The sequence below is a fragment of the Bacillus sp. DU-106 genome, from assembly GCF_004799705.1.
Classification (GTDB): domain Bacteria; phylum Bacillota; class Bacilli; order Bacillales; family Bacillaceae_G; genus Bacillus_A; species Bacillus_A cereus.
This window is the reverse complement of the sequence record NZ_CP026607.1, coordinates 3,375,393-3,398,105: the sequence shown is the minus strand read 5'-3', so window position 1 is coordinate 3,398,105 and position 22,713 is coordinate 3,375,393. Positions and strand designations below refer to the sequence as shown.

Below are 22,713 nucleotides of genomic sequence, written 5' to 3'. Positions count from 1 at the left end.
TAAAACTAAAATATGGAAGTAACATAGGGGATTTACGCATATAGTAATGTTGATGGTAAAATTAACAAAATTTTCATTTAAATCAGATAAAATTATGATGTTTTTAACTTATAATCATGTTACTACGATGAAAAAATGGCTACTAATTAGTTAATTTAAAAATCAATTTTAGATAGGAAGAGGATAATGAAGACCAGAGATAGTTATAAAATTATTGTAATTGGTGCTGGGACAGCAGGACTATCTTCTACTGCACATTTATTACGAAATGTACCCCTATTGAAAGAAAGTATAGCAATTATTGATCCATCAAAAAAACATTACTTTCAGCCACTATGGAGTTTAGTGGGGGGAGGAATTGTTTCAAAGGAAAGTACGATGCGTAATCAGGAATCGCTTATTCCAAAAGGGGCAACGTGGATCCCTAAAAGTGTTGTTGAGTTATTTCCATCTGAAAATAAGATACTTTTAGATGACGGACTGCTACTTGAGTATGAAATTCTTATTGTAGCAGCTGGTATCCAAATAAATTGGGACAGTATTAAAGGCTTAAAAGAGTCTATTGGCACTAATGGGGTATGTAGCAATTATTCTTATACATATGTTGATTCTACTTGGAGAGAAATCGAAAAATTTAAAGGAGGAAATGCGCTTTTTACCCACCCTAATACTCCTATTAAATGCGGTGGTGCTCCACAAAAAATTATGTACCTAGCAGAGGAGTATTTTTGTAATAGTGGTGTAAGAAACAGAAGTAAAGTAATATTTTATTCTGCAAACAATAACATATTTCAGGTTCCACGATATGCAAATACTTTAGAACAAGTACTAGAAAGAAAGCAAATTATAACGAATTATAATAAAAATCTAGTGGAAATTATCGCCGAAAAGAGAGAGGCAATTTTTGAAGATACGCAAACACTAAAAAGAGAAACCGTACCATATAGTATGATACATGTTGTTCCGCCAATGGGGCCACCTAATTTTATTAAAGAGAGTGAGATAAGTGATCATCAGGGGTGGGTAGATATAAGCCCTTATACTTTGCAGCATGTGCAATATAAAAATATTTTTGGACTTGGAGATTGTACCAATTTACCTACCTCTAAAACTGGAGCAGCAATTCGAAAACAAATACCCGTCTTAAAACAAAATATTATGGACGTACTTAGCGGAAGAGATTTACAGGCTAAATATGATGGATATACATCATGTCCGATTGTTACAGGATATAAAAGTCTTATACTTGCTGAATTTAACTATGAACATGAGCCTCAAGAAACGTTTCCATTTAATCAAGCGAAAGAACGGTATAGTATGTTTTTACTTAAAAGATATATGTTGCCATATATGTATTGGAATTTAATGTTGAAAGGGATTCTATAGGAGAAGATAAAAAGTGGTTACAAAAATTGAAAATTAATTTGAAATAACTAATTGGAGGGAATAGCTATGCTTTTAAAATATTTTTATGATGAAAAATTAGCACATGCTTCCTATTTAGTCGGTTGTCAGAAAGAAGGCGTAGCAATCGTTATTGATCCTAGTCGCTATATAGAACAATATATAGAATTTGCTAAGAAAGAGGGGATGGAAGTAATTGCTGCGGCTGAGACTCATATTCATGCTGATTTTCTTTCTGGGTCTAGAGAACTTTCTAATCTTTACCATGCAAATTTATATGTATCTGATGAAGGAGATTGTGATTGGAAATATCAATATCTTAACGAAGGTCGATACAAATTGGTTAGAGAAGGCACAGAGTTTAAAGTAGGTCATATAAAATTTAATGTAATTCACACCCCAGGGCATACGCCTGAAAGTATTTCTTTTTTAGTAACTGATACAAGTCAAAATAATTATACGAATGATAAACCGATAGGAATATTCACAGGTGATTTTATATTTGTAGGAGATATAGGAAGACCGGATTTATTAGAAACTGCAGTCGGTATTAAAGATACTGCAAAAATAGGAGCGAAACAATTATTTGATTCTATACAAAAAATAAAAATACTTCCTGATTATTTGCAAATATGGCCATCACATGGTGCGGGAAGCGCATGTGGAAAAGCATTAGGAGCAATTCCAACTTCTACATTAGGTTATGAAAAGATGTTCAATTGGGCATTTCGGTGTAATGAAGAAAGTGATTTTATATCGACTTTATTGACGGCACAGCCAGAGCCTCCAAAGTATTTTTCATTAATGAAGAATTTAAATAAGTATGGTCCGCCAATTCGTAAGAAGAGAAAAAGTACTGCTATTAATACAGTAGAAGAACTTCAAGAAATTTTGAAGAGCGTTTATCAAATAGTTGATATAAGGGATGTAGAGAGTTTTGCTGCAGGTCATATCGAGAAGTCAATTAACATACCTTATAACAATTCTTTCACAACTTGGTGTGGATGGTTATTAGATTATAAAAAAGAAACTTTAATAATTCTAGATGAGGAAAAGGTTAAAGTAGAGGCAGTTATTAGAGAATTTGAATCTATTGGGTTAGATAATATTATTGCTTTTGCACCCTTAAAAGTAATACAAAGACTTGATAGATTTGAAAGTTACAAAGAAAAAACATCGATTGAATTATATCCGCATATAAAAGGTAGAAGCGTTAAGGTTATCGATGTGCATAGTAAAAAAGAGTGGGAGGAAGGACACCTTCATGATGCAATACATATCACTTTAGGTAATCTATTTGAACAACTAGATTATATACCGAAAAATTTTCCAATAGTTTTGCAATGTCGAACCGGATTACGTTCCGCTATAGCAGCTAGTATTTTACAAAGAGCTGGTATAAAGGAAGTAGTGAATTTAAAGGGAGGATTTCTTGCATGGAAAGAAGAAGGGCTTCCTTATACAACATGCAATCTCAATGTGTAGGAAAATATTATATGCTAGGTAAGAATAATTAAAAGAAGTTATAGATGACGTGTTAGAAAAGGGAATCATAATTGTCGCAGATTCAGGAAATACATTAGGATTATTAATTGATTATCCAGTTAAATATGAAAATGTAATATTTGTTTTAGCATTAAATAATTTAACATTGGATCCATCTTTTATGGAATGGCAGTGTTGGAAGTACTTAGGTATTATCAATAAGAACCCAATTTAAAATTCTCTTGGATGCAAGAGAATTTTTTTATTGGGAATAGTAAGGGGGAGGGGAGGTGCATTACATATGGGAAAAGGTAGAAGTAATAATGCTGGTAAAAAGCAACCGAATTTTGATGATTCATCTAATTTTGCTAAACAAAGCCAGCCGACAGAAAAGAAGAAGAAATAAGAACAGGAGCTCTCTTGATAAAGGGGGCTCCTGTTAAAAGTGGACTGACGTTTCAGAATAACATATCGATGGATTAACCCAATAGCCATAAATACAAGGTTTTAATTTTTCGAAGGGCATCTAATTTAATATTATTGTCCCGCTTTTTTATACTTATTGACGCGTTAAATCCATTTAAAATGCTCCTTAATGGCGTTGGGCGTGATCTTCATTAAAATTTTTTAAACCTAATGGGACTTACCATTAAGAGGGCGAGGATTAAAGTAATCCATGCATTACTATATGAAAACAATGCCATACCAGCCAATGATAATCCTGCAGCTGGAATAGGTAATCCCTTAAAATATCCAATAGTTGGTTTAATACTAAATTTAGCTAATCTTAAAGCACCCATTGTTGGGAATAGAATAAATGCCAAAGAAGTTAAAATAGAAGGTGTTGCTATCGTATGAAATAAAAGCGCAGGAGCGACGCCGAAACTAACAATATCAGCTAAGGAATCCAATTCTACGCCAAACTCACTGTTCACTTTTAATTTTCTTGCAATTCTTCCATCAAGAAAATCTAAAACAGCTGAAAAGAAAATGAGAATGGAGGCTGCTCCTAAATATTCACTCATATTCAAGGTGATTGAGAAAACACCGCACAATAAATTTCCAATCGTAAATAAATTCGGTATAACTTTTACAAGCTGATTAAACAAGTTTGTTCCTCCTAAATTAATTAAACTTCACATTTCTGTAGCAATTTCTATATATTCTTCCGTTATTCTTAAAAATATATGACCACTGTATTACTGTAAGCTAATTAAATTTCGATAAGAGAAAAATTGATTTCTTAAATGTTCCACTGGTTTATAAAAATGTTTAATCATTTTCAGTACGCGTTATTGAATATTAGCACCTGATAGTTGATATTTCGAGTAGTCAGGGATTTTCCGGTTCTGGTGCAAAAAATTCAAGGTAATTAAAAATAATCTCTAAAAAGGAGACATAATGATATTATTATTTTAAAAAGGTTCGTGGTTGGTATCGAATATAAAAAAATAGAATTTTTATACAAAAATCACCCGAAAGGGTGCCTTTTGTACCTCTTATAATGACTGAAGATGTGTTTACTTGAGTTCATTAGGTAGTTAGAGGTTGATAGACTATCTTTAACGAAAATGTTGAGTAGTTCATCTTCATTATATATCAATTTAATAATGATTGGGGATTTAGAAAGTTCCATGGAAAGTACATATCAACCTGATTGGAAGATTGGAAATTTAATAACTGGTGATACATGTTACTTAACGCAACATTTTGGTGCGCAAATGAAAATTTTTAAAGTCCACACAAATGGTACCCTAGAACGATTCCAAACAATAGAACCAGAATTAAAATAAAATTTTTGTAGCATCAATTAAATTCATTTCTTTTTATGCAAACACACTTTCAGCGGAACTAACTTCTTCACTATTTTGCGCTGGAAAGACTTTATAAAAAATGGTTACGTTTTCTGATCTTGAAATAACCCTCTCAAATTGCAATCCTGCTTTTTCTAAAAGCTTTACTGCATCAACAATAGAAGTAATTGCTACAAAAGTTTTTCAAATAAAATTTATAAAAGCTTGATAGGTAATACCAAGGGAAAAGACCGTAGCTACTATATGTGCAGTCCATTTAGGCATATTTAAATTTAATACGGTATTGTACAACATTCCATATACGATACAAATGATTAATATGAATGCAATGAATTGAAGAACTAATAAAAATAGAGGTTGTTCCATTTATTCTCACTTCCTTTATTTGATATATTAATATAATTTATTTAAATGTGAAAGTTTTATTTCTATGAATTTCCAAAAAATGTGATATGAAAGGCATAGTAGTAATCACAAGAATTACTGCAAAACTATAATGGAACTAAAAGTATTATGACGAGATCAGTAAAATAGTAAAGAAGGTCACCATTCACGGCGACCTTCTTTACTATGCGTTATACCCAAATAATTTTAAATCTTCTCCTGAATCTGAAATGATTTTCTCAAATCGTAATCCTACTTTTTCTAAAAGCTTTCCTGAGGCGATGTTATCTATAGAAGTAATTGCTACAATTCGTTTCATGTTGAGCTTTTGTACACCGTATTCGATTATCGCAGAAGCTGACTCGTAGCCGTATCCTTGTGAACGGAATGTCTCTAAAAAGGCAAATCCGATATCAACATCTTCTAATGAATCTCTTTTAATAAGGCCACACATACCAAGTGGAGTGAGATCTTCTTTTCGTTCTACTAAGTAAAGGCCAAATCCGAGTTTGTTATACATATCGATGGGACCGTTTACAATATAATTTTTTGCATCTTCTAAGTTTCTAACTCCTTTGTCACCGATAAACTGAATCCATGCAGGATCGTTTACTAACTCAAGAATAAAAGGAGCGTCTTTTATATCAAACCAACGAAGGTTAAGACGTTCGGTTTCAAGAACTATCAATTATTACACCACCTTTAAAAAGTTATAACAATTAGTATGGATTGTGTAAAACAAAAGTGCAACATATTTTAATGGAGCTTTGTTTGTTCACATAAAGTTCGTTTGTTTTGTATAGAGAGATATTTTATAATTAGGATTGATTGTAAAGAGTGAGATGCTTATACAATGACTCCTAGGTGACTAGGAGTTTTTACTATATAACTATCATTATTACTAAATATGACACACTACACATTCTACTCAAGGAGGTACATAATGAAGAAATTATATAATGCATCGTTTACGTATTTGATTATCGGTTTATTATCAGGGATTTTCGCTAGGGAGTATGGTAAGTATAAAGGGATTTTAGGATCTACTTTGTTAAATCTTTTGCATACACATACACTTGTACTTGGCTTTTTCTTCTTTTTAATTGCTTTAGGATTAGCAAAAGTATTCGCGTTTCATGAAGTGCAAGGGTTTAATAAGTGGTTTGTTTTACATAACATTGCATTAACATTAATGTTAGGTTCGCTAGCAGCGAGAGGGCTTCTTCAGTTAAATGGAGCTGACTTTAAAGGGTTAACTTATATTGTAGGATTTTCTCATTCGTTGATGGCAGTTACTTTAATTTGGTTTATGTTGTTAATAAAGAAATCGTTTAAAATGTAGTGGAAAAGAACTTGTAGCGTGTGCTGCAGGTTCTTTTTTGTATGTTTAGGTTTAAAAATCTCATTTTTCTAATTATTTTGTATAAAGATGGTATACTTGTTTTAAATTTAAAAAGGAGAGTTGATTATGGAAATAACAATTGAACATGTAGTAAATGAATTAAAAGGCATACTTCCTGAAGATCGAGTAGTAATAAATATGACAGTACGAGAGTTACATAGTAAAGATGAATCTTACCATGTTAGTAGTTTACCTGATGTAGTTGTTTTTCCAAAAACGACCGAAGAAGTTAGCGCGATAATGAAAATAGCGAGTCAGCACGGAACAGCTGTCGTTCCATTTGGAGTAGGGTCCAGTTTAGAGGGACATGTAATTCCTTACGAAAAAGGAATTACAATGGACTTTTCTCTTATGAACAAAATACTTGAAATAAGAGGAAAGGATTTTCTTGTGAGAGTACAGCCAGGGGTGACGCGCTCTCAGCTTAATAAAGAATTGAAAAAGTATGGATTATTTTTTAGTGTAGACCCAGGAGCTGATGCAACGTTAGGAGGAATGGCTGCTACAAATGCGAGCGGAACGACAGCGGTAAAGTATGGAGTAATGCGTGATCAAGTCCGAGATTTAGAAGTCGTTCTTGCTGATGGAGAAGTAATACATACCGGGAATTTAGCGGCGAAGTCATCATCAGGTTATCATTTAAATGGTATTTTCGTAGGCTCAGAAGGAACACTTGGATGTTTCACGGAGTTAACTTTAAAAGTATACGGTATACCAGAACATGTTATGGCTGCGAGGGCATCGTTTCCAACTATAAATGATGCAGTAGAAGCTGTAATTAACATATTACAGGCAGGTATTCCAATCGCGAGAATTGAACTCGTTGATGAATTATCTATGAAACAAGTAAATCATTACAATGAAACAAGTTACAGAGAAGAACCGACACTGTTTTTAGAGTTTCACGGTAATGAAGCAGGGTTAAAGCAAGATATTGAATTTACGAAAGAAATCGTTCTTGATCATAAATGTATAGAAATTGCATTTGAGATGGAAACAGCAGCGAGAAATAAACTGTGGGATGCAAGACATAACTTAGCGTACTCTTACGTGCATAGTTATCCTGGTAAAAAGCTAATGAGTACAGACGTATGTGTGCCAATTTCGGAATTAGCTGGAGCGATTCAACATGCGAAAGAGGTATTAGATAAAGTAGGGCTTATTGGCGGTATTCTAGGTCATGTTGGAGATGGGAATTTCCATGTACTCTTAATGATTGACACAAATGATAAAGAGGAAGTAAAGAAGGCAGACGAAATAAACGAAAGTATCGTTTTGTATGCTCTTAAACGAGGAGGAACGTGTACAGGAGAACATGGCGTTGGAATCGGAAAACGAAAGTATCAAGAAGAAGAACATGGGGCGGCATTATTTGTAATGGAGAAAATAAAGAAAGCTCTTGATCCGCAAAATATTTTGAATCCGAATAAGGTGTTTCAATTAAAAGATAGGGGCTGAGTGGATGAAAGTACTAGAAGCGATAAGTAATATAGCTGGAAAGTATTTTGCATTTTGGACCGGCTGCTGCACTCCCAAGTGTATTAGCGGCAGTATGGCATAACATTGCAGGGCCAATATTAGCAACCATCTGGTCAAAAAATGCAAAGAATACTTTCAGCGATGAAAATGTATTAATAAATATAGAAAAATAGGAATGATAAATAATGCAAAAACGTATTGTACATTTTGAAGGAACGGTTGTATTTTTAGCCACGATTTATATGTATTCAATATATGAGTTTAGTTGGATTATATTTTTTGTATTCCTTTTAGCGCCGGATTTCTCCATGTTAGCGTATGGGATCAATAATCACGTTGGTGCGAAAATATATAACGTATGTCATACATATATCATATCCATATTAATTGTTCTAATAGGTGTCTATTTTAAGATAGATACCGTTATAATGATTGGCTTAATATGGACAGCACATATTGGAATGGATCGAATGTTTGGATATGGATTGAAATATGAGACGGATTTTAAGGATACTCATATTCAGAGGTTATAGTTGCTTTTGAGGAGAGGGATACTTTGAAACAGAGAATTACTATCGAAGGGTATAACATCCAATGGGAAAGTGAATTTAATAAGCTACACACTTTCATTAACGATGTAATGGAAGACCGCATTTTATCCATTGAACATGTTGGGAGTACATCTATTAAAGGACTTGTAGCAAAACCAATATTAGATATTGATATCGTAATAGAAGATTATGAAATCTTTCCTGAAGTAGTAACAAAGTTTGAAGCGATAGGATACTATCATCAGTTAGAATGGAGCTTTAAAGGAAGAGAGGCGTTTGGAAGAAAGGATACGTTCGTTCCATGGAACGAGGGAAATACAGTTTGGATGGAACATCATTTATATGTGTGTGATAAAAATAGTGAAGAATTGAGAAGGCATATAGCGTTTCAAGATTACCTTCGTGAACATACTGAAGTAGCTAATGAGTATGGAAACTTGAAGGAAGAGTTAGCAAGAGAGTCGAAAAAACGATCTAGTTATATTGAGGGTAAGACCGTATTTATTACAAATATATTAGAAAAAATAAACTAAGGTAGCATGGAATACATGCTGCCTATTGTTTTGAAATAGAAAGCTGCCATTATAAAACAAATACAAACTGGCCCTGTTGATTGATGCGGTTACTAAATATAATAGGAAATAAAATAGAAAAGAGCGGAAAAGAGGGAGCTTATGTACATACCAAAATATTTCGTAATACAAGATGAAGAGATGAAGTACGAAATAATGGAACAAAATAGCTTTGGGACATTATTTTCTCAACATAACGGAGAACCATATGCAACGCACTTGCCGTTGTTATTAAATAGGGAGACCCTTACTTTACATGGTCACTTCGCACGGCCGAATGAACAGTGGAAAGATATTGGGACTCAGCAAGTACTAGCTATATTTCAAGGACCACATAGTTACATCTCTCCGTTATGGTATGAAACAAACAATGCAGTACCAACATGGAATTACGTTGCAGTGCATGTATATGGTGAATTAGAAATTGTTGAGGATGAGAAGACATTAGTAGATTCTCTTCAAGATTTAGTAAATAAATATGAAGATCCAGAGAGCACCTACTCACTTAATGATGTAGATCCAAATTATATGGGAGGATTAAGTAAGGGAATAGTTGGATTCAAAATAAAGATAAATAAAATAGAAGGAAAAGCGAAGTTAAGTCAAAATCATTCTGTAGAGAGACGGAATTTAGTTGTGGAGAAACTTGAGAAAGTTGGTAGTGAGGAGAGTAAGAGGATTGCGGAGTTGATGAGAAAATAAAGCCTACATGAAAGGGAAATATTCTAAATAAGCGTATTTAAAAAGACCTTCTTAATTGAAGGTCTTTCATTTTTTAAAGTGCTTTTTCAGTTGTTGTTGAGTTGTAGTCTTTACTTACGTCAATAGATTGAACAAGGTCAGGTCTTTGTGGTGCAGGGGTGTCCCCAATGTTTAATGCTACATATCCTAACTGTGTTTTCGGTGTTTCTGAGGTGAAGCTTAACCCAAGAGTTGTGATGCTAATAACAGCTAAGCCAATGATGCTCAATTTAATCTTTTTCATTATATCAAAGCTCCCTTTTCTTCATGTTTTTTTCTTGCTTGATTGGCCATGTAAAAGTATTGACTAGCTTTTATATGGTCTTCTTTTTCATAAAACATATTTGCTAGAACATCAGTGTACTCTTGTATACATTCCCAAAGGTTTTCTGTTTTAAAGTAAGAAATTCCTTCCAAAATTATCATTTCTAAATCATTTATAGAAGTTTTATTATTTAGTTCTCTTAAAATCATGAAACGATATTGAAACTCTTTGTTTTCTAGTTTATTTGAGATGTTTAATCCTTTTTTTATAAGTTCTTTAGCCTGGGTATATTCTCCAAGCTTGTAGTATTCACGTGCTTCAACAAAAAGTGCTTTAAAGTGATTTGGTTGCTTAGTTGTAACCTCTGAAATATGACGCATTGCTAACTCTGAAAGGTTTTGACTTGCATATAACCAAGCTAAATTATGTCGTACTCTTAATGATAAAGTCTCCTCTGAATACTTCTGTAGAATATTTAATGCTGAATCAAGTCTAATTTCAGCTTGTTCAAACTGTTTTAAATCAATACAAGATAAACCAAAGATGTTATCACACAAAGCAACATTAATTTCACAGTTTATATGTTTTGAAAAAATCGCTTTAGCTTCATTTGCAGATTGGATTGCTACTAGTGGTTGATATGTTTGATAATAATAGGCAGCTAAGCGGTAGTTAAATTCAGCATTCTCTAGTTCGTCAGATACGTGTATTAGCAGCTTTTTAGCGTTCTCGAAAAGGTGTTTTGCTGCATTGTAGTTTCCAATAATTGTATTGTGAATAGCCTTAAAAAAATGATAATAATAAGAAAATAGCCCATTCTCTGGAAGTGGGAAAGAATCAATTTTATTAAAATCATCTTTATTAATATTTAAACCATCTGTTAAGATTTTGTATCTGAAATTAAAAAGTGAATAATACAATTGTAGGTTTGTATCTTCTTCTGAATTAGAGATGGTATTTTCAATATCTTTTTTTATTTTTGTTGCATGGGTAGTTTGATGCTGTAACATAGCTCTATACCAGTCATTAAATAATTTTGTAATTTGTTCATTACCTTGTAGTTGAACGTTCATGAAATCCCCTCACTTTTTGAATATTCTTATAAAATATAGTATCAAAAATAAAAATATTTAGAAATAATGTTTTATATTTCTCAATATTTGTTTAACAAGCTTACGAGTAAGTCTATTGGAATAGTGTAGAATTTGTTTTGGATTAAAGAAATGGCATCGGGGGATGTGTATTTTAAAGTTTTAGTTGAGTGGGGGGATATAAAAAGGGTGCGTTCACACAAATTATATGAACGCACCTTTTTACATATTAAACAATCAAGTCCCACAAAAAGTACGATAAGGACGATTCGTAGGCGCAGGCGGAATGCAGTATTCTTCTTGATCTGTAGAATACGCATAAGGGTTTGATAAAGCTTCAAGAAGTTGCTCCATTACGCTATAGTCGTCATTTGTAACAGCTGCTTCTAGTGCTTCTTCTACACGGTGGTTCCTCGGGATGATTGATGGGTTATTATTTTTCATCATCTCGTAGGCGTTTTCTTTCGATTGTTCTTGTCTTTCTAATCGAGATTGCCACAGTTTGTACCATTCTTTAAATTCAGGACTTTCAAATAGAGCTGTATTTTCGATAGCATCAAGAGTTAATGAACGGAATGTATTTGTGTAATCCGCTTTATATTTCTCCATCATTTTTAAAAGTTGCTCAATAAGTGAGTGATCTTGTTCTTGTTCTTCGTTGCTAAATAGTCCTAATTTCTTTTTCATTCCAAGGAACCACTGTTTTTCATACTGTACGCTAAATTTCGAAATTTCGTCTTGAGCGATTTTTAATGCTTCTTCTTCATCTTCGTGCAGAATTGGTATTAAAGATTCAGCTAGTCGTGCGAGATCCCATGCGGCCATATATGGTTGATTTCCATATGCATAACGACCTTGTGTGTCAATAGAGCTAAATACAGTTCCTTGGTCGTAATTGTCCATAAATGCACAAGGACCGTAATCAATTGTTTCGCCACTGATTGTTATATTGTCAGTGTTCATTACGCCGTGAATAAATCCAACAAGTTGCCATTTTGCGATAAGACTGGCTTGTCTTTTAATGACTTCTTGTAGTAATGCAGTATATCGGTTTTCATGAGCTTCAATTTCTGGATAATGCCTTTTTATCGTATAGTCAGCTAGCGATTGAAGATCCTCGATTGAGCCACGAGCTGCAGCATATTGAAATGTACCGACGCGAATATGGCTACTAGCTACTCTAGTTAAAATTGCTCCAGGTAACTTTGTTTCACGATAGGTTGGTTCACCGGTTGTGACAACTGCTAAACTGCGGGTAGTTGGAATATCGAGTGCATACATTGCTTCGCTAATAATATATTCACGTAGCATCGGACCGAGTGCAGCACGACCATCTCCTCGGCGTGAATAGGGAGTAGGGCCAGAACCTTTCAGTTGAATATCGAAACGCTCACCTGAAGGAGTAATTTGTTCGCCAATTAAAAGAGCACGACCGTCGCCTAACATATTAAAATGTCCGAATTGATGGCCAGCATATGCCTGAGCTAATGGATGAGCTCCTTCTGGGAGTGCATTACCAGCGAAAATAGCAATTTCAGCTTCCTTTTTCAGTTCTTCAGGGGTCAAGCCAAGAGATATCGCTAATGAATGGTTTAGTTTAACTAACTCCGGTGAACTTACGGGAGTAGGGGGGATTTCTGTATAAAATGATTGTGGTAAAGTCGTATAACTATTATCTAAATTCCAACCTGTTTCATTATTTTTAGTCATTGTATCTCCTCCTTTTTGTATTTTAAGTTATGTATTTGTACGTATGTATTCTTTGTAAAGTTAACTAAAAGTATAATATAATATTTCCCCTTGCAATCTATTGTAAGGACTTCATTGCACTATGTCTATTTAACAGCAAATTTAAAACCTCCATTTTAAGAAAATGGAGGTTTTATTATTATTTAATTTTTACAATTATTTTTCCTTTTGCTCTTCCAGCCTCGGAATATTCCATTGCTTTTTGCGCATCTTCAAAAGGGAAAACTCGATCGATTACCGGTTTGATTTCACCAGCTTCAATATAGTTTGCAATAGTACGTAATTGATCCCCACTTGGCTTCATAAATAAAAATGAATATTGAGCATTATGCTTTTTTTCAAGTGCAGTAAGTTTTTTGCTGGCTAATGAAAATAAGAGAGTTTTAAAGAATCCTGAACCAAATTCTTTACCGAAGCGAGCATTCGGCATGCCTGAAACGGAAACAATGTTTCCTCCCCTTTTTATAATATTGAATGATTTTTCAAGTGTTGCACCGCCGATTGTATCAAATACGGCATCATAATTTTTTAGTATATCTTCAAATTTCTCTGTTTTGTAATTAATAATTTCATCTGCGCCAAGAGACGTTACTAAATTCGCACCAGCTTCACTAGCAGTCGTTGTAACAATGGCACCCATTATTTTTGCTAGCTGAATAGCGAAAGTACCAACACCACCGGATCCGGCGTGAATTAAAATCTTTTGTCCTTTTTGTAATTGCATGATGTCATGTAATGCTTGATATGATGTTAAGCCAACGAGTGGAATCGAAGCAGCTTCCTCAAAACTTAAATTTTTCGGTTTTAAAGCTATATCATCTTCATGAATGGCTATATACTCCGCGAAAGTACCAATCTTATTTTTTCTTGGACGAGCATATATTTCATCACCAACTTTAAAACGAGTTACTTTTGATCCAACCTTCGTGATGACACCGGCAAAGTCGTTACCAAGGATTAGGGGCATTTCATATTTCAGTAACATTTTTACTTTTCCGTCGCGTATTTTAAAATCAATTGGGTTAATGCTAGCTGCATGAATTTCTGCGAGCACTTCATACTCATTTATTTCAGGAGTAGGTACCTCTGCCATACGCATTGGGACTTTTCCATATCTATCAATTATCATTGCTTTCATTTCTTATACCTCCAAGTTTTAATAAAAGTTCTGCAATAGCTTCTCAATATCTAATACAAGATTTTTTAATAAACCTAATTTTGTACGTATATCAATATAATAAAAATTCTTTGTACCTTCTTTTCTCATTAAAATAATGCCAGCTTCTCGTAAAATCTTAAGGTGATGTGATACTGCTGGACGGGAAAGGTGTGTTTGCTTCGTGATTTCTCCTACACGTAATCCTGTTTGACATTCCGTTTCCATTAGCACTAATAAAATAGCTTGACGCGTTTCATCACCAATTGCCAATAATACTTTTTGAGAATCAATAAAATCTTTTTTTATAATATTTAATTGTTCTTGTTTATTCATTTCAATCACTTTGCCTCCAGGTAATTAGTCGAAAGGTTTAAGATGATGAACCATTACTTCGATACGGTAATGCTACATGATTGTTGTATGAGGTGCAATATTGAGAAAGAAAATCGAGACGAATGAATTTTTTATTGTTGAAAATTATAGGGAGATAGAAAAGGGATTGGAAGGACTACATAACACAATAGATGAGGTTTTAAAAACAAAAAATGATGTAACAATAAAATAAGCGGTCGTAACCTTGTATAATCCATAAGGTTACGACCGCTTATAATGTTTGTATTATTTTTGAATTTTACGATAGAACATGGTTCAACGTAAAGTACGTTCTTTTGTTTTACACTTTCATACAGACACAATTCAGGTGGATTATAGATGTATGAAAAGGTAAAAGGAATTTTGGGGCGTAATCTATCTATATGATAATTCAAAATGAAATATAAGTCTATATTTTAATGTTTTTTTTGATTATATTTATGTCACTGAGCTCAGAACAATGATTTGGAGGGGAAATATATGAAATCGAATTATGTACCAGTTTTAATTGTTGGAGGGGGATTATCTGGGTTAGCGTCTGCGTTATTTCTTGCAAAACATAACATTGAGTACTTACTTATTGAAAGGCATCCGTCTACTGCCATTCATCCGAAAGCAGGCGGTCTTACTTTACGTACAATGGAGTTATTTCGAGAATTAGGCTTGGAAAAAAGAATTAAATTGGCAGGTAAAGCATTAGAGAACTGCCGAGGAAGAATAGCGGTTCATACAATAGCTGAGGCGAATAAAGAAGAATTGGAACAAATGAGAGCGACACAATACGGAAACGATGAAGAATTACTTCAAAAAATAGAAAAGATTAGTCCATCAAAACAAACTGCGTGTTATCAAATTATTTTAGAAGAGATGATGTTACAAGAAGCGAAAACATTAGGCGGGCAACTATCTTTTTATCATGAATTAGTTTCATTTGAACAAAATGAAAACGGGGTAAAAGCAAAGATTCGAAATCGTGAAACAGAAAAAGAAAGTGTCATACATTGTGACTATGTAATTGCAGCAGATGGAGCGAAAAGTAAAATACGTGAGCAGTTAGGGATTAAAACTGAGGGGCGTGGAACCATTGGTGGCTATTATATGAATATTTATTTTGAAGCAGACTTAAGTGAGTTTATACAAGGAGACGCATTCGGTTTTTCTATGGTACTTCATCCAGAGGTTCTTGGTGCACTGATCCCAGTAGATAACGTGAAAAAATGGATTTACCATGTAGCCTACGATCCATTAAAAGGAGAGGGACCAGAGGATTTCACGATGGAACGTTGTAAACAAATTATTGAAATAGCAATTGGAAGTACAAATGTTGAGTCAAAAATATTAAGTGTTTTACCGTGGGAAGCGGCCGAAAGTACAGCAATGAAATTTCAAGGAAATCGAGTCTTTCTAGTTGGAGATTCAGCACATATTATGCCACCAACAGGCGGATTTGGTTCAAATACAGGAATACAAGATGCGCATAACTTAGCTTGGAAATTAGCGGCTGTTATAAAAGGGAAGGCAAAACCAAAATTGTTAGAAACATATCATGAAGAGAGACACTCTGTTGCAAAATTAACGACAGCTTATGCAAGTAGTTTACTGTTTCGTGCTGCGAATAGAGAGGAAGGCAGTTTGAATAATATGGATGGTTTAGCTGTTACAGTTGGATATCAGTATTGTTCAGAGGCAATTATAGATAATTCAGTCACTCCACATAGAATGGATAGCATAGAGTTGAACGGAAGACCTGGAACGCGAGCGCCACATTTATGGGGAACGTATGAAGGGAAGAAAGTTTCTACATTAGACTTATTCGGTAACAGTTTTGTATTACTTACAGGAGTAGAAAATAGTTCTTGGGCTGAGGCAGCACATACTGTTTCAGCTAAATTAGGAATAAATATAAAAGGGTATCGTGTTGGCTTAAGTGGAGACTTTATTGCTCCAGAAGATATTTTTAGCAAATTATATGGTATAGAGAATGGAGGTGCTGTATTAATTAGACCAGATGGCTTTATAGGATGGCGTTCAGAAAAAGCGGTAGTAAATCCAGATATAGTATTGGACGAGGTAATGGGAAATTTATTATGTGATTTTTAAGTAACTACGGAAATATTGTTTTATGTGCTTCACTGCACTGAAAAAAATATTCACAAATTTCAATAGGTTTGATATGATTAAATTCGACAAGTTAATAGAGGCCGGAGATATTTGAGAAAAGCCATAAATTTATTTAGGGATACAGGAGTGTAGCCTAAATAATTTATGGCTTTTTTTATTGAATGAACCGTACAAAATAGGGAGTTACATGTGAAAAGGAGGGCTATAGAAATTAAATAGGATAATACTAGTTTTCTATATTAATAATATAGAAAACATTTGTAAGATTGGAATTTTAATATAGGTTTATAAAAATAATGAAAGTGTGTCTTCTGTTTCGTGTAAATCTCATTAGCTTGTTGAAATTTGCAACGTAGGAAGGGTTAGAAGAATGAGAAAGATTATTAGCGTTTTAGTTATTTTCTTTATGACTGGAAGTATCTTTGCTGGGGGAGCTGTTCATGCGAAAGCAGAAGGAAAGCATGAATGGAATACGAATAAGTTTTTAAATATTGCACATCGCGGAGCAAGTGGACATGCACCTGAGCATACTTTTGCTTCTTATGATTTAGTGAAAAAAATGAAAGCGGATTATTTAGAGTTAGACATTCAATTAACAAAGGATGGCCAATTAATTGCAATGCATGATACAGCAGTTGATCGCACTACAAATGGAACAGGCGAAGTACGCGATAAAACGTTAAGTGAAATAAAGAGTTTAGATGCTGGATCATGGTTTAATAAAGCGTATCCAGAAAAGGCTAAGCAAGAGTATGTTGGGCAAAAGGTTCCAACTCTTGAAGAAATCTTCCAAAAGTATGGAAGAAGTATGAAGTATTATATTGAAACAAAATCACCAGATGTGTATCCAGGAATGGAAGAGAAATTGTTGGCGTTGTTACAAAAATATAATTTAGTAGGCCAAAACATGTCTTCTAGCCGTGTTATGATTCAATCATTTAGTAAAGATAGTTTGAAAAAGATTCATAGTATGAATGAAAATATTCCGTTAGTTCAATTGCTTTGGTATTATCCAAATGAAAACAATGAAATTGTTGAATGGTCTGGCATTACACATGAACCGAAAAGTGTAACAAATGATGATTTTCAAGAAATTAAAAAGTATGCAGCTGGTATTGGACCAAACTTACGTAATGATAACGGGGAACTAATTATTGATGAGTCATATATGAAAATGGCTAGGAAAAATGGACTGTTAATTCACCCTTATACAATTAATGAGAAACCAGATATGAGACTGTTAATCAAATGGGGTGCTACAGGAATGTTTACAAATTATCCGGATCGATTACATAGTGTATTGAAGGAAAAATAAGTGGAAAAGGGTATACCAGTGTTTTAGGTATACCCTTTTTAATTTAACTCTCCGATAAACAGAATCTCTTTTTCATAGCATTCATCTACATCATAAATAATTTCTTGAAAGTGAAGCGTTTTGAAGGTATGACAAACTGAAATTTCCCATGTCTCCCAAAAATCAATTTCATTTGAAAGAAGAATCCATTTTTGAAATTCACTATTTCTATTAAAGAAATTATGAAAGTAGTCCTCATTTTTAAATGTAATGATTTGCGAATCCCACAAATTATTTATAGGAATCAAAACAACAACTCGATATGTATGTGTATCGCTCGGTTTCATATTTATTAAATGATTTGCTTGATTTAATAAGGTTTGAATACATAATCGTTTTACTTTTCTAGGTGTTTTACGAGAGGCAATAAAAGCTTGCGAAACTGGCAATAGCATATTCCAATATTCATCGTTATAGAAAGTAGAAGGGAATGTTTTTGTATGTTCCTCAATTCGCTTTATCATAGTGTTTGTTTTTCGTTTCATACCACGTATTTTCTTTTCACGCATTGCGAGTCATCTCCATAAATTTTTGTAATGCAGCAGAGTGATATATATCTTTTCTAGTAATAAAAGTAGTAGGAACTTTTTTGAAGCTATTTGGTAAAGGGTTGAATGATACGTCATGTTGATGACCATTTAAAATAGACTTCATCATAATTGCTATGCCCATACCTGATTTTACACATGCGAGAATCGCTTCAATTGTTCCAAACTCTAATACTCGCTTAGGTGAAATTCCTTCTTCTTGAAGCCAATCTTCTAATAAATTTCTATAATAGCACCCATGACTAAATGCAAGTAAATTCATGTCTCCTATGTCTTTAAAGGAAGATAAAGGCTTTTTGCTAATGAGAACTAATTCTTCTTCACGAAATATATTTGTATGAAGTTCAGCATGCTGAGTAGAGCCAGCTATAAACGCTCCGTCCAGTTTTCGTTCTAGTACAAGCCTAATCAATTGTTCCGTCGTATTTGATTCTAAAATCAATTCGACTTTTGAGTATTTCTCATAATAGGCCGTTAATATAGATGGAAGTCTTACAGCGGTTGTAGATTCTGTACATCCAATTTTTAAAGTGCCTCTTGGTTCGATCCCATTACTTTGAACTGCTTTAACAGATTGATCCATTAAGTAGATAATTTGTTTGGCGTATGTTAATAAAATCTCACCATTAGAAGTTAAAGTTACACCTTTTCCGTTTCGGTAAAATAAAGGCACACCTAATTCGTTTTCTAGTTGCTTCATACGCATTGTTACGCCAGACTGTACATAGTTTAAATTTTTAGCTGCGTGAGATATGTTTTTTTCTTTCGCAACTTCGTAAAATACAGTTAAATCTTTTATATCCAAGTATCATCCCTCCAGAAAAGGTATCATTTTTTTTGATGAATTACATGATAAATCTTTATTTTATATGATATCAGAACTTTCATACAATGGAAGGGGATGGAGGGATTATTGTGTTAATGGATGAAAGGGTAAATAGTACTTATAAGTGGGTTATGTTAATTTTTGCGACGGTTGCTCAAACAACAGCGACACTTATAACGTATGGTGTTGGAGCGTTTGCTTTATTTTGGAAAGAAGAATATGCACTTACGAATACGGAGATTGGATTGTTAGTAAGTGTTGTAAATATAGGACCGCTATTTTGTATGCTTTTTGTCGGGCGGCTACTTGATCAATACAATGAAAAGTTGTTAATTTCGATAAGTTCATTTTTACTAGGAGGTTCGTTTTTACTGACTAATATGGTCAATGGATTTAATGGGTTACTCTTTGTACTTTTATTAGTAGGAACGTTTTATAGTGTTTCGCAGCCAGGAGGAAGTAAGGTGATAATGAAGTGGTTCTCAAAAGAAAATCGCGGGTTAGCGATGGGGGTTAGACAAGCCGGTATACCGATTGGTGGTACATTAGCGGGAGTATTGATCCCGTTTCTTACAATAAAATATAATATGGCCTATGCGGTAAATAGTATTGCATGTATTTGTATAATTGGAGGGTTTTTATTTTTTATATTTTATAAGGAACCATATATTCAAGAGAAAGTTAAAAAAGAACGTAGTAAACTTTCTTTTTGGATGCAGTTAAAAGAAGTGATGTGTAAAAAAGAGTTATATGCAATTTATATAACTGGCATTTGTATGATTTCATTGCAAATGGTGTTAGTTGCGCACTTTATAAAATTTTTAGTATTGGAACAATCAATCACGCCAATTTTAGCTGGAAAAGTATTTTCCGTTATGTTCTTTTCTGGAATGGTTGGTAGGGTTATATTAGCAGCTACTAGTGATTTATTTTATAAGGAGAATAGGCGTACCCTCTTATTTATAACTGTTTGTATTTCTATTTTCTTCATTCTAATATTAGTAATGAGCATACATACAATAACGAATGTATTGTATGGTGTAAGTGCATTGTTAGGGTTCTTTGCAATTGGATGGTTTAGCCTTTTCATAACTGAAGTTGCGGAATCAGCAAGTGAAGAATCGGTAGGGATGACAGTGAGTTTTGCACTTACATTAAATCAAATTGCCATTATTGCTGCGCCTGGTTTATTTGGTTATATTGTAGATAAGAAGGGATATACGTATGCGTGGTTATGCATAGTTGTATTACTAACTATTTCAGCGGTTAGCTTATATAGGGAGTATAGAAAATGAAGGAATGTTAGCAATGTAAATTTTTTATGAAGAAAGTCTAAAGAAATGTTGAATGAGCGACATTTCTTTTTTATTTGTTGTATAATCAAAATGTAAATGAGATTCGTTTTCAATTTCGTTCATTACCTCTTTTGAAATTACCTGTAATTTTAGCCATAATTAGCTGTTTTTCTTTATCGTTATTTGCATGATTTATTTTATTTAAAAATTTTTCAGCATCATTTCCTTTTAATACCATAATCTGTTTTACGTAATATTCAATTAATACCATGTTATTTTTTGTTATCCGATAATGAAACATCTTATCATCTAAACGATTGCGTTTATCGGTGTTTTTTATATTACATCTCCATTCTTTTTAGTATGTAACAAATGTTACAAAAGAATTTGAAATTATAGTGTAATGCATCCGATTGTATGTTGGAAATTTTGCAAGAAAGAAATACAATAGAGAGTAGTCAAAATTGAAAATGAGAAAAAGGAATCTAGTTTTAACAGAGTGAATATTAAATAATATTATAATATACTTGATAATTAAAAGATATAAAATAGAATGGATGTACGTTAAGTGAAACTAGATAAAAGAGGGTTCCTAGTATGTTAAAGAAATGGTTAATCGTTTTCTTTATTTTTGCAGTTTTTTGTGGAAGTATTGTTACACTAATACATGCAAATAAAGGAAAAAAATATGATGCAAAGGCATTTTCTAATGTAAATAGTAAGCAAAAAGATGTTAAGCAGGAAATTGATGCGAATGAGAAAAAGCGTTATGAAATTGCAGCTGGAAAACTAGATCAGTACTTAAAAGATAAAGGATTTAATGGAAGTGTTCTTGTAGCAAGTAAAGGTCATGTGATTTTACGAAAAGGCTACGGTTATGCGAATGTGAAAGATCAAGTATTAACAACGCCAAGAACGAAATATCGCATTGGTTCTATTACGAAAACAGTTGTTGCAATATCTATTATGCAACTAAAAGAAAAAGGGAAGTTGAACATTGAAGACAATGTAAATAAATATATCCCATCGTTTCCAGCAGATAAAAATATTACGTTACGAAACTTGTTAACACATACGTCTGGATTACCAGAACAGGGACAAGGTAGTGTTGACGCAGCATCACGGTTAAAATTAGTAACGTGGATTGGGGCACAAACGTTACAATTTCCAGCAGGGACAGGATGGAAATATACAGATTATAATTATATGGTGCTTGCATATATTGTAGAAAAAATATCGAATAAACCACTTGCTGAATATGTGAAAGAAAATATTTTGACTCCCGTTGAAATGAATGAATCTGGAATGGGCGCAACACTTCCAGAAGATATTTTCTTAGCAGAAGGGTATACGAAAAAAGATAATAAGTTAATAGCCACGCCGCGCTTAAAAATGAACTGGCTGTATGGTTGTGGTGAAATGTATACGACTGTTGAAGATATGAAAAAGTTAGATGAAGCTATTATGGATGGTAAACTACTTTCTAAACAAAGTGTATCAGATATGTTTTCTGCATCACCTGCAAGAAAATATGGATTTAGTTTCTATATTTACCCAGATTATTATCATAACCACGGTGTATTAGCTGGCTGGAACACTTTTAATAATTTTAACTGGGATAAACGAACGTTTGTCATATTATTTTCTAACGTCCAAAATGGTATGAATGACGCATTTAATCAAGAATTCAGGAAAATGGCGAATGATTTAATAGAAGGAAAATAATTATAAAAAATCGGTATTGATATGTAATTATCAATACCGATTTTTTTATTTTGTAAAGTTTTACTTACTGAATAAAGTGAAACTTTATTCAGTGGAGGGGCTTTGTTCATCCCCCACTGAGTAGAAGCCCTCATCAATCGGGCTTTTACGGGCAGCAGGGCCCCCACCTAACTTTTTTGCTTGCGCTGAATTTTGAGGTGAGGGTCTTACTGCCCATAAATAGCGGGATAAATAGGTAAGAAAGGTGATTGGCATATGAATAAATCTAAATAGGTAGTTAAATGCTAAGTAATGCAAAGAACAATTGGTAATTTTTACATTGATAAAAAAGCTTGAGCTTCACACTATGTGAAGCTTTATATTATTGGAGACAAGA

Annotated in this window: 23 protein-coding genes and 1 pseudogene; 13 read left to right on the top strand and 11 right to left on the bottom strand. The window is 33.4% G+C overall.

The window, feature by feature from the left end; genetic code table 11:
- Positions 1–186 precede the first annotated feature (186 nt).
- Both C3Y97_RS17370 and C3Y97_RS17365 read left to right on the top strand, forming a co-directional pair.
- Positions 187–1,386, top strand: coding sequence for an FAD/NAD(P)-binding oxidoreductase (locus C3Y97_RS17370; RefSeq protein ID WP_000857313.1), 1,200 nt, complete (start codon positions 187–189; stop codon positions 1,384–1,386).
- Positions 1,387–1,452: 66 nt separating this feature from the next.
- Positions 1,453–2,889: an MBL fold metallo-hydrolase gene (locus tag C3Y97_RS17365; RefSeq protein WP_136363561.1), complete on the top strand. Its 1,437-nt coding sequence runs from the start codon at positions 1,453–1,455 to the stop codon at positions 2,887–2,889.
- 617 nt (positions 2,890–3,506) lie between these two features.
- Here the strand turns inward: C3Y97_RS17365 and pssA are convergent.
- Positions 3,507–3,998, bottom strand: a complete 492-nt coding sequence (gene pssA, locus C3Y97_RS17355; protein ID WP_000483080.1) for a CDP-diacylglycerol--serine O-phosphatidyltransferase — start codon at positions 3,996–3,998, stop codon at positions 3,507–3,509.
- Positions 3,999–4,499: 501 nt separating this feature from the next.
- Between pssA and C3Y97_RS17350 the strand changes: the two genes are divergently transcribed.
- On the top strand, positions 4,500–4,682 hold the full coding sequence (locus C3Y97_RS17350) for a DUF5065 family protein (RefSeq protein WP_002041581.1): 183 nt from the start codon (positions 4,500–4,502) through the stop codon (positions 4,680–4,682).
- 204 nt (positions 4,683–4,886) lie between these two features.
- On the opposite strand, the gene C3Y97_RS17345 is transcribed toward C3Y97_RS17350, so the two are convergent.
- Together C3Y97_RS17345 and C3Y97_RS17340 are read right to left on the bottom strand one after the other, a co-directional pair.
- On the bottom strand, positions 4,887–5,069 hold the full coding sequence (locus C3Y97_RS17345) for a hypothetical protein (RefSeq protein ID WP_000437513.1): 183 nt from the start codon (positions 5,067–5,069) through the stop codon (positions 4,887–4,889).
- Positions 5,070–5,271: 202 nt separating this feature from the next.
- Entirely contained in the window at positions 5,272–5,775 is a 504-nt protein-coding gene (locus C3Y97_RS17340; RefSeq protein WP_000636203.1) for a GNAT family N-acetyltransferase, read from the bottom strand.
- 255 nt (positions 5,776–6,030) lie between these two features.
- Between C3Y97_RS17340 and C3Y97_RS17335 the strand changes: the two genes are divergently transcribed.
- From C3Y97_RS17335 to C3Y97_RS17310, 6 genes and pseudogenes are all read left to right on the top strand, one after another.
- The gene (locus tag C3Y97_RS17335; RefSeq protein WP_000737896.1) at positions 6,031–6,429 is read left to right on the top strand and encodes a DUF2871 family protein; all 399 of its coding nucleotides are present in this window, start codon (positions 6,031–6,033) and stop codon (positions 6,427–6,429) included.
- Positions 6,430–6,555: 126 nt separating this feature from the next.
- Positions 6,556–7,947: an FAD-binding oxidoreductase gene (locus C3Y97_RS17330; RefSeq protein WP_071741077.1), complete on the top strand. Its 1,392-nt coding sequence runs from the start codon at positions 6,556–6,558 to the stop codon at positions 7,945–7,947.
- A 50-nt stretch (positions 7,948–7,997) separates the two neighbouring features.
- Positions 7,998–8,141 (top strand): annotated as a pseudogene (locus C3Y97_RS17325) (bile acid:sodium symporter family protein); the annotation flags it as partial.
- A gap of 12 nt (positions 8,142–8,153) precedes the next feature.
- Positions 8,154–8,501, top strand: coding sequence for a DUF4260 domain-containing protein (locus C3Y97_RS17320; protein WP_098212541.1), 348 nt, complete (start codon positions 8,154–8,156; stop codon positions 8,499–8,501).
- A 23-nt stretch (positions 8,502–8,524) separates the two neighbouring features.
- Positions 8,525–9,052, top strand: coding sequence for a GrpB family protein (locus tag C3Y97_RS17315; protein WP_098212542.1), 528 nt, complete (start codon positions 8,525–8,527; stop codon positions 9,050–9,052).
- A 141-nt stretch (positions 9,053–9,193) separates the two neighbouring features.
- On the top strand, positions 9,194–9,793 hold the full coding sequence (locus C3Y97_RS17310; RefSeq protein ID WP_000275841.1) for an FMN-binding negative transcriptional regulator: 600 nt from the start codon (positions 9,194–9,196) through the stop codon (positions 9,791–9,793).
- Positions 9,794–9,866: 73 nt separating this feature from the next.
- Here the strand turns inward: C3Y97_RS17310 and C3Y97_RS17305 are convergent, their stop codons facing one another.
- The 5 genes from C3Y97_RS17305 to C3Y97_RS17285 all read right to left on the bottom strand — a co-directional run bounded on the left by C3Y97_RS17305 (position 9,867) and on the right by C3Y97_RS17285 (position 14,438).
- On the bottom strand, positions 9,867–10,076 hold the full coding sequence (locus C3Y97_RS17305) for a hypothetical protein (RefSeq protein ID WP_000721430.1): 210 nt from the start codon (positions 10,074–10,076) through the stop codon (positions 9,867–9,869).
- Positions 10,076–11,170, bottom strand: a complete 1,095-nt coding sequence (locus C3Y97_RS17300) for a response regulator aspartate phosphatase (protein WP_016125000.1) — start codon at positions 11,168–11,170, stop codon at positions 10,076–10,078. The genes C3Y97_RS17305 and C3Y97_RS17300 overlap by 1 nt, the downstream gene beginning before the upstream one ends.
- A gap of 255 nt (positions 11,171–11,425) precedes the next feature.
- The gene (locus tag C3Y97_RS17295; protein ID WP_000164920.1) at positions 11,426–12,898 is read right to left on the bottom strand and encodes a protein adenylyltransferase SelO; all 1,473 of its coding nucleotides are present in this window, start codon (positions 12,896–12,898) and stop codon (positions 11,426–11,428) included.
- A 178-nt stretch (positions 12,899–13,076) separates the two neighbouring features.
- Positions 13,077–14,075, bottom strand: coding sequence for an NADP-dependent oxidoreductase (locus C3Y97_RS17290; RefSeq protein ID WP_000646436.1), 999 nt, complete (start codon positions 14,073–14,075; stop codon positions 13,077–13,079).
- An 18-nt stretch (positions 14,076–14,093) separates the two neighbouring features.
- Positions 14,094–14,438, bottom strand: a complete 345-nt coding sequence (locus C3Y97_RS17285) for an ArsR/SmtB family transcription factor (protein WP_000571870.1) — start codon at positions 14,436–14,438, stop codon at positions 14,094–14,096.
- Positions 14,439–14,948: 510 nt separating this feature from the next.
- Between C3Y97_RS17285 and C3Y97_RS17280 the strand changes: the two genes are divergently transcribed.
- Together C3Y97_RS17280 and C3Y97_RS17275 are read left to right on the top strand one after the other, a co-directional pair.
- Positions 14,949–16,568 (top strand): FAD-dependent oxidoreductase, encoded by a 1,620-nt coding sequence (locus C3Y97_RS17280; RefSeq protein WP_000841678.1) that lies wholly within the window; start codon positions 14,949–14,951, stop codon positions 16,566–16,568.
- Between the two features lie 391 nt (positions 16,569–16,959).
- Positions 16,960–17,904, top strand: coding sequence for a glycerophosphodiester phosphodiesterase (locus tag C3Y97_RS17275; RefSeq protein WP_001226340.1), 945 nt, complete (start codon positions 16,960–16,962; stop codon positions 17,902–17,904).
- A 38-nt stretch (positions 17,905–17,942) separates the two neighbouring features.
- Here C3Y97_RS17275 and C3Y97_RS17270 read toward each other — a convergent pair whose 3' ends face one another.
- Both C3Y97_RS17270 and C3Y97_RS17265 read right to left on the bottom strand, forming a co-directional pair.
- Positions 17,943–18,452, bottom strand: a complete 510-nt coding sequence (locus C3Y97_RS17270) for a DUF3916 domain-containing protein (protein ID WP_074554901.1) — start codon at positions 18,450–18,452, stop codon at positions 17,943–17,945.
- Positions 18,445–19,296, bottom strand: coding sequence for a LysR family transcriptional regulator (locus tag C3Y97_RS17265; protein ID WP_071741082.1), 852 nt, complete (start codon positions 19,294–19,296; stop codon positions 18,445–18,447). Before C3Y97_RS17265 ends, C3Y97_RS17270 begins: the two co-directional genes overlap by 8 nt.
- Positions 19,297–19,382: 86 nt before the next feature.
- On the opposite strand from C3Y97_RS17265, the gene C3Y97_RS17260 reads away from it, so the two are divergent.
- Complete coding sequence (locus C3Y97_RS17260) at positions 19,383–20,612, top strand: MFS transporter (RefSeq protein ID WP_136363560.1); 1,230 nt, start codon at positions 19,383–19,385, stop codon at positions 20,610–20,612.
- 109 nt (positions 20,613–20,721) lie between these two features.
- Here C3Y97_RS17260 and C3Y97_RS17255 read toward each other — a convergent pair whose 3' ends face one another.
- On the bottom strand, positions 20,722–20,952 hold the full coding sequence (locus C3Y97_RS17255; protein WP_136363559.1) for a hypothetical protein: 231 nt from the start codon (positions 20,950–20,952) through the stop codon (positions 20,722–20,724).
- Between the two features lie 257 nt (positions 20,953–21,209).
- Here C3Y97_RS17255 and C3Y97_RS17250 point away from each other — a divergent pair, with 257 nt between their 5' ends.
- The gene (locus C3Y97_RS17250; protein ID WP_000915192.1) at positions 21,210–22,337 is read left to right on the top strand and encodes a serine hydrolase domain-containing protein; all 1,128 of its coding nucleotides are present in this window, start codon (positions 21,210–21,212) and stop codon (positions 22,335–22,337) included.
- Positions 22,338–22,713 lie beyond the last annotated feature (376 nt).

Coding starts and splice junctions, on each gene's coding strand:
- C3Y97_RS17350 (WP_002041581.1), top strand. CDS start 4,500: ATGATTGGGGATTTAGAAAGTTCCATGGAAAGTACATATCAACCTGAT.
- C3Y97_RS17295 (WP_000164920.1), bottom strand. CDS start 12,898: ATGACTAAAAATAATGAAACAGGTTGGAATTTAGATAATAGTTATACG.
- C3Y97_RS17330 (WP_071741077.1), top strand. CDS start 6,556: ATGGAAATAACAATTGAACATGTAGTAAATGAATTAAAAGGCATACTT.
- C3Y97_RS17305 (WP_000721430.1), bottom strand. CDS start 10,076: ATGAAAAAGATTAAATTGAGCATCATTGGCTTAGCTGTTATTAGCATC.
- C3Y97_RS17290 (WP_000646436.1), bottom strand. CDS start 14,075: ATGAAAGCAATGATAATTGATAGATATGGAAAAGTCCCAATGCGTATG.
- C3Y97_RS17260 (WP_136363560.1), top strand. CDS start 19,383: ATGGAAGGGGATGGAGGGATTATTGTGTTAATGGATGAAAGGGTAAAT.
- C3Y97_RS17370 (WP_000857313.1), top strand. CDS start 187: ATGAAGACCAGAGATAGTTATAAAATTATTGTAATTGGTGCTGGGACA.
- C3Y97_RS17270 (WP_074554901.1), bottom strand. CDS start 18,452: ATGCGTGAAAAGAAAATACGTGGTATGAAACGAAAAACAAACACTATG.
- C3Y97_RS17300 (WP_016125000.1), bottom strand. CDS start 11,170: ATGAACGTTCAACTACAAGGTAATGAACAAATTACAAAATTATTTAAT.
- C3Y97_RS17320 (WP_098212541.1), top strand. CDS start 8,154: ATGCAAAAACGTATTGTACATTTTGAAGGAACGGTTGTATTTTTAGCC.
- C3Y97_RS17365 (WP_136363561.1), top strand. CDS start 1,453: ATGCTTTTAAAATATTTTTATGATGAAAAATTAGCACATGCTTCCTAT.
- C3Y97_RS17275 (WP_001226340.1), top strand. CDS start 16,960: ATGAGAAAGATTATTAGCGTTTTAGTTATTTTCTTTATGACTGGAAGT.
- C3Y97_RS17250 (WP_000915192.1), top strand. CDS start 21,210: ATGTTAAAGAAATGGTTAATCGTTTTCTTTATTTTTGCAGTTTTTTGT.
- C3Y97_RS17345 (WP_000437513.1), bottom strand. CDS start 5,069: ATGGAACAACCTCTATTTTTATTAGTTCTTCAATTCATTGCATTCATA.
- C3Y97_RS17280 (WP_000841678.1), top strand. CDS start 14,949: ATGAAATCGAATTATGTACCAGTTTTAATTGTTGGAGGGGGATTATCT.
- C3Y97_RS17335 (WP_000737896.1), top strand. CDS start 6,031: ATGAAGAAATTATATAATGCATCGTTTACGTATTTGATTATCGGTTTA.
- C3Y97_RS17310 (WP_000275841.1), top strand. CDS start 9,194: ATGTACATACCAAAATATTTCGTAATACAAGATGAAGAGATGAAGTAC.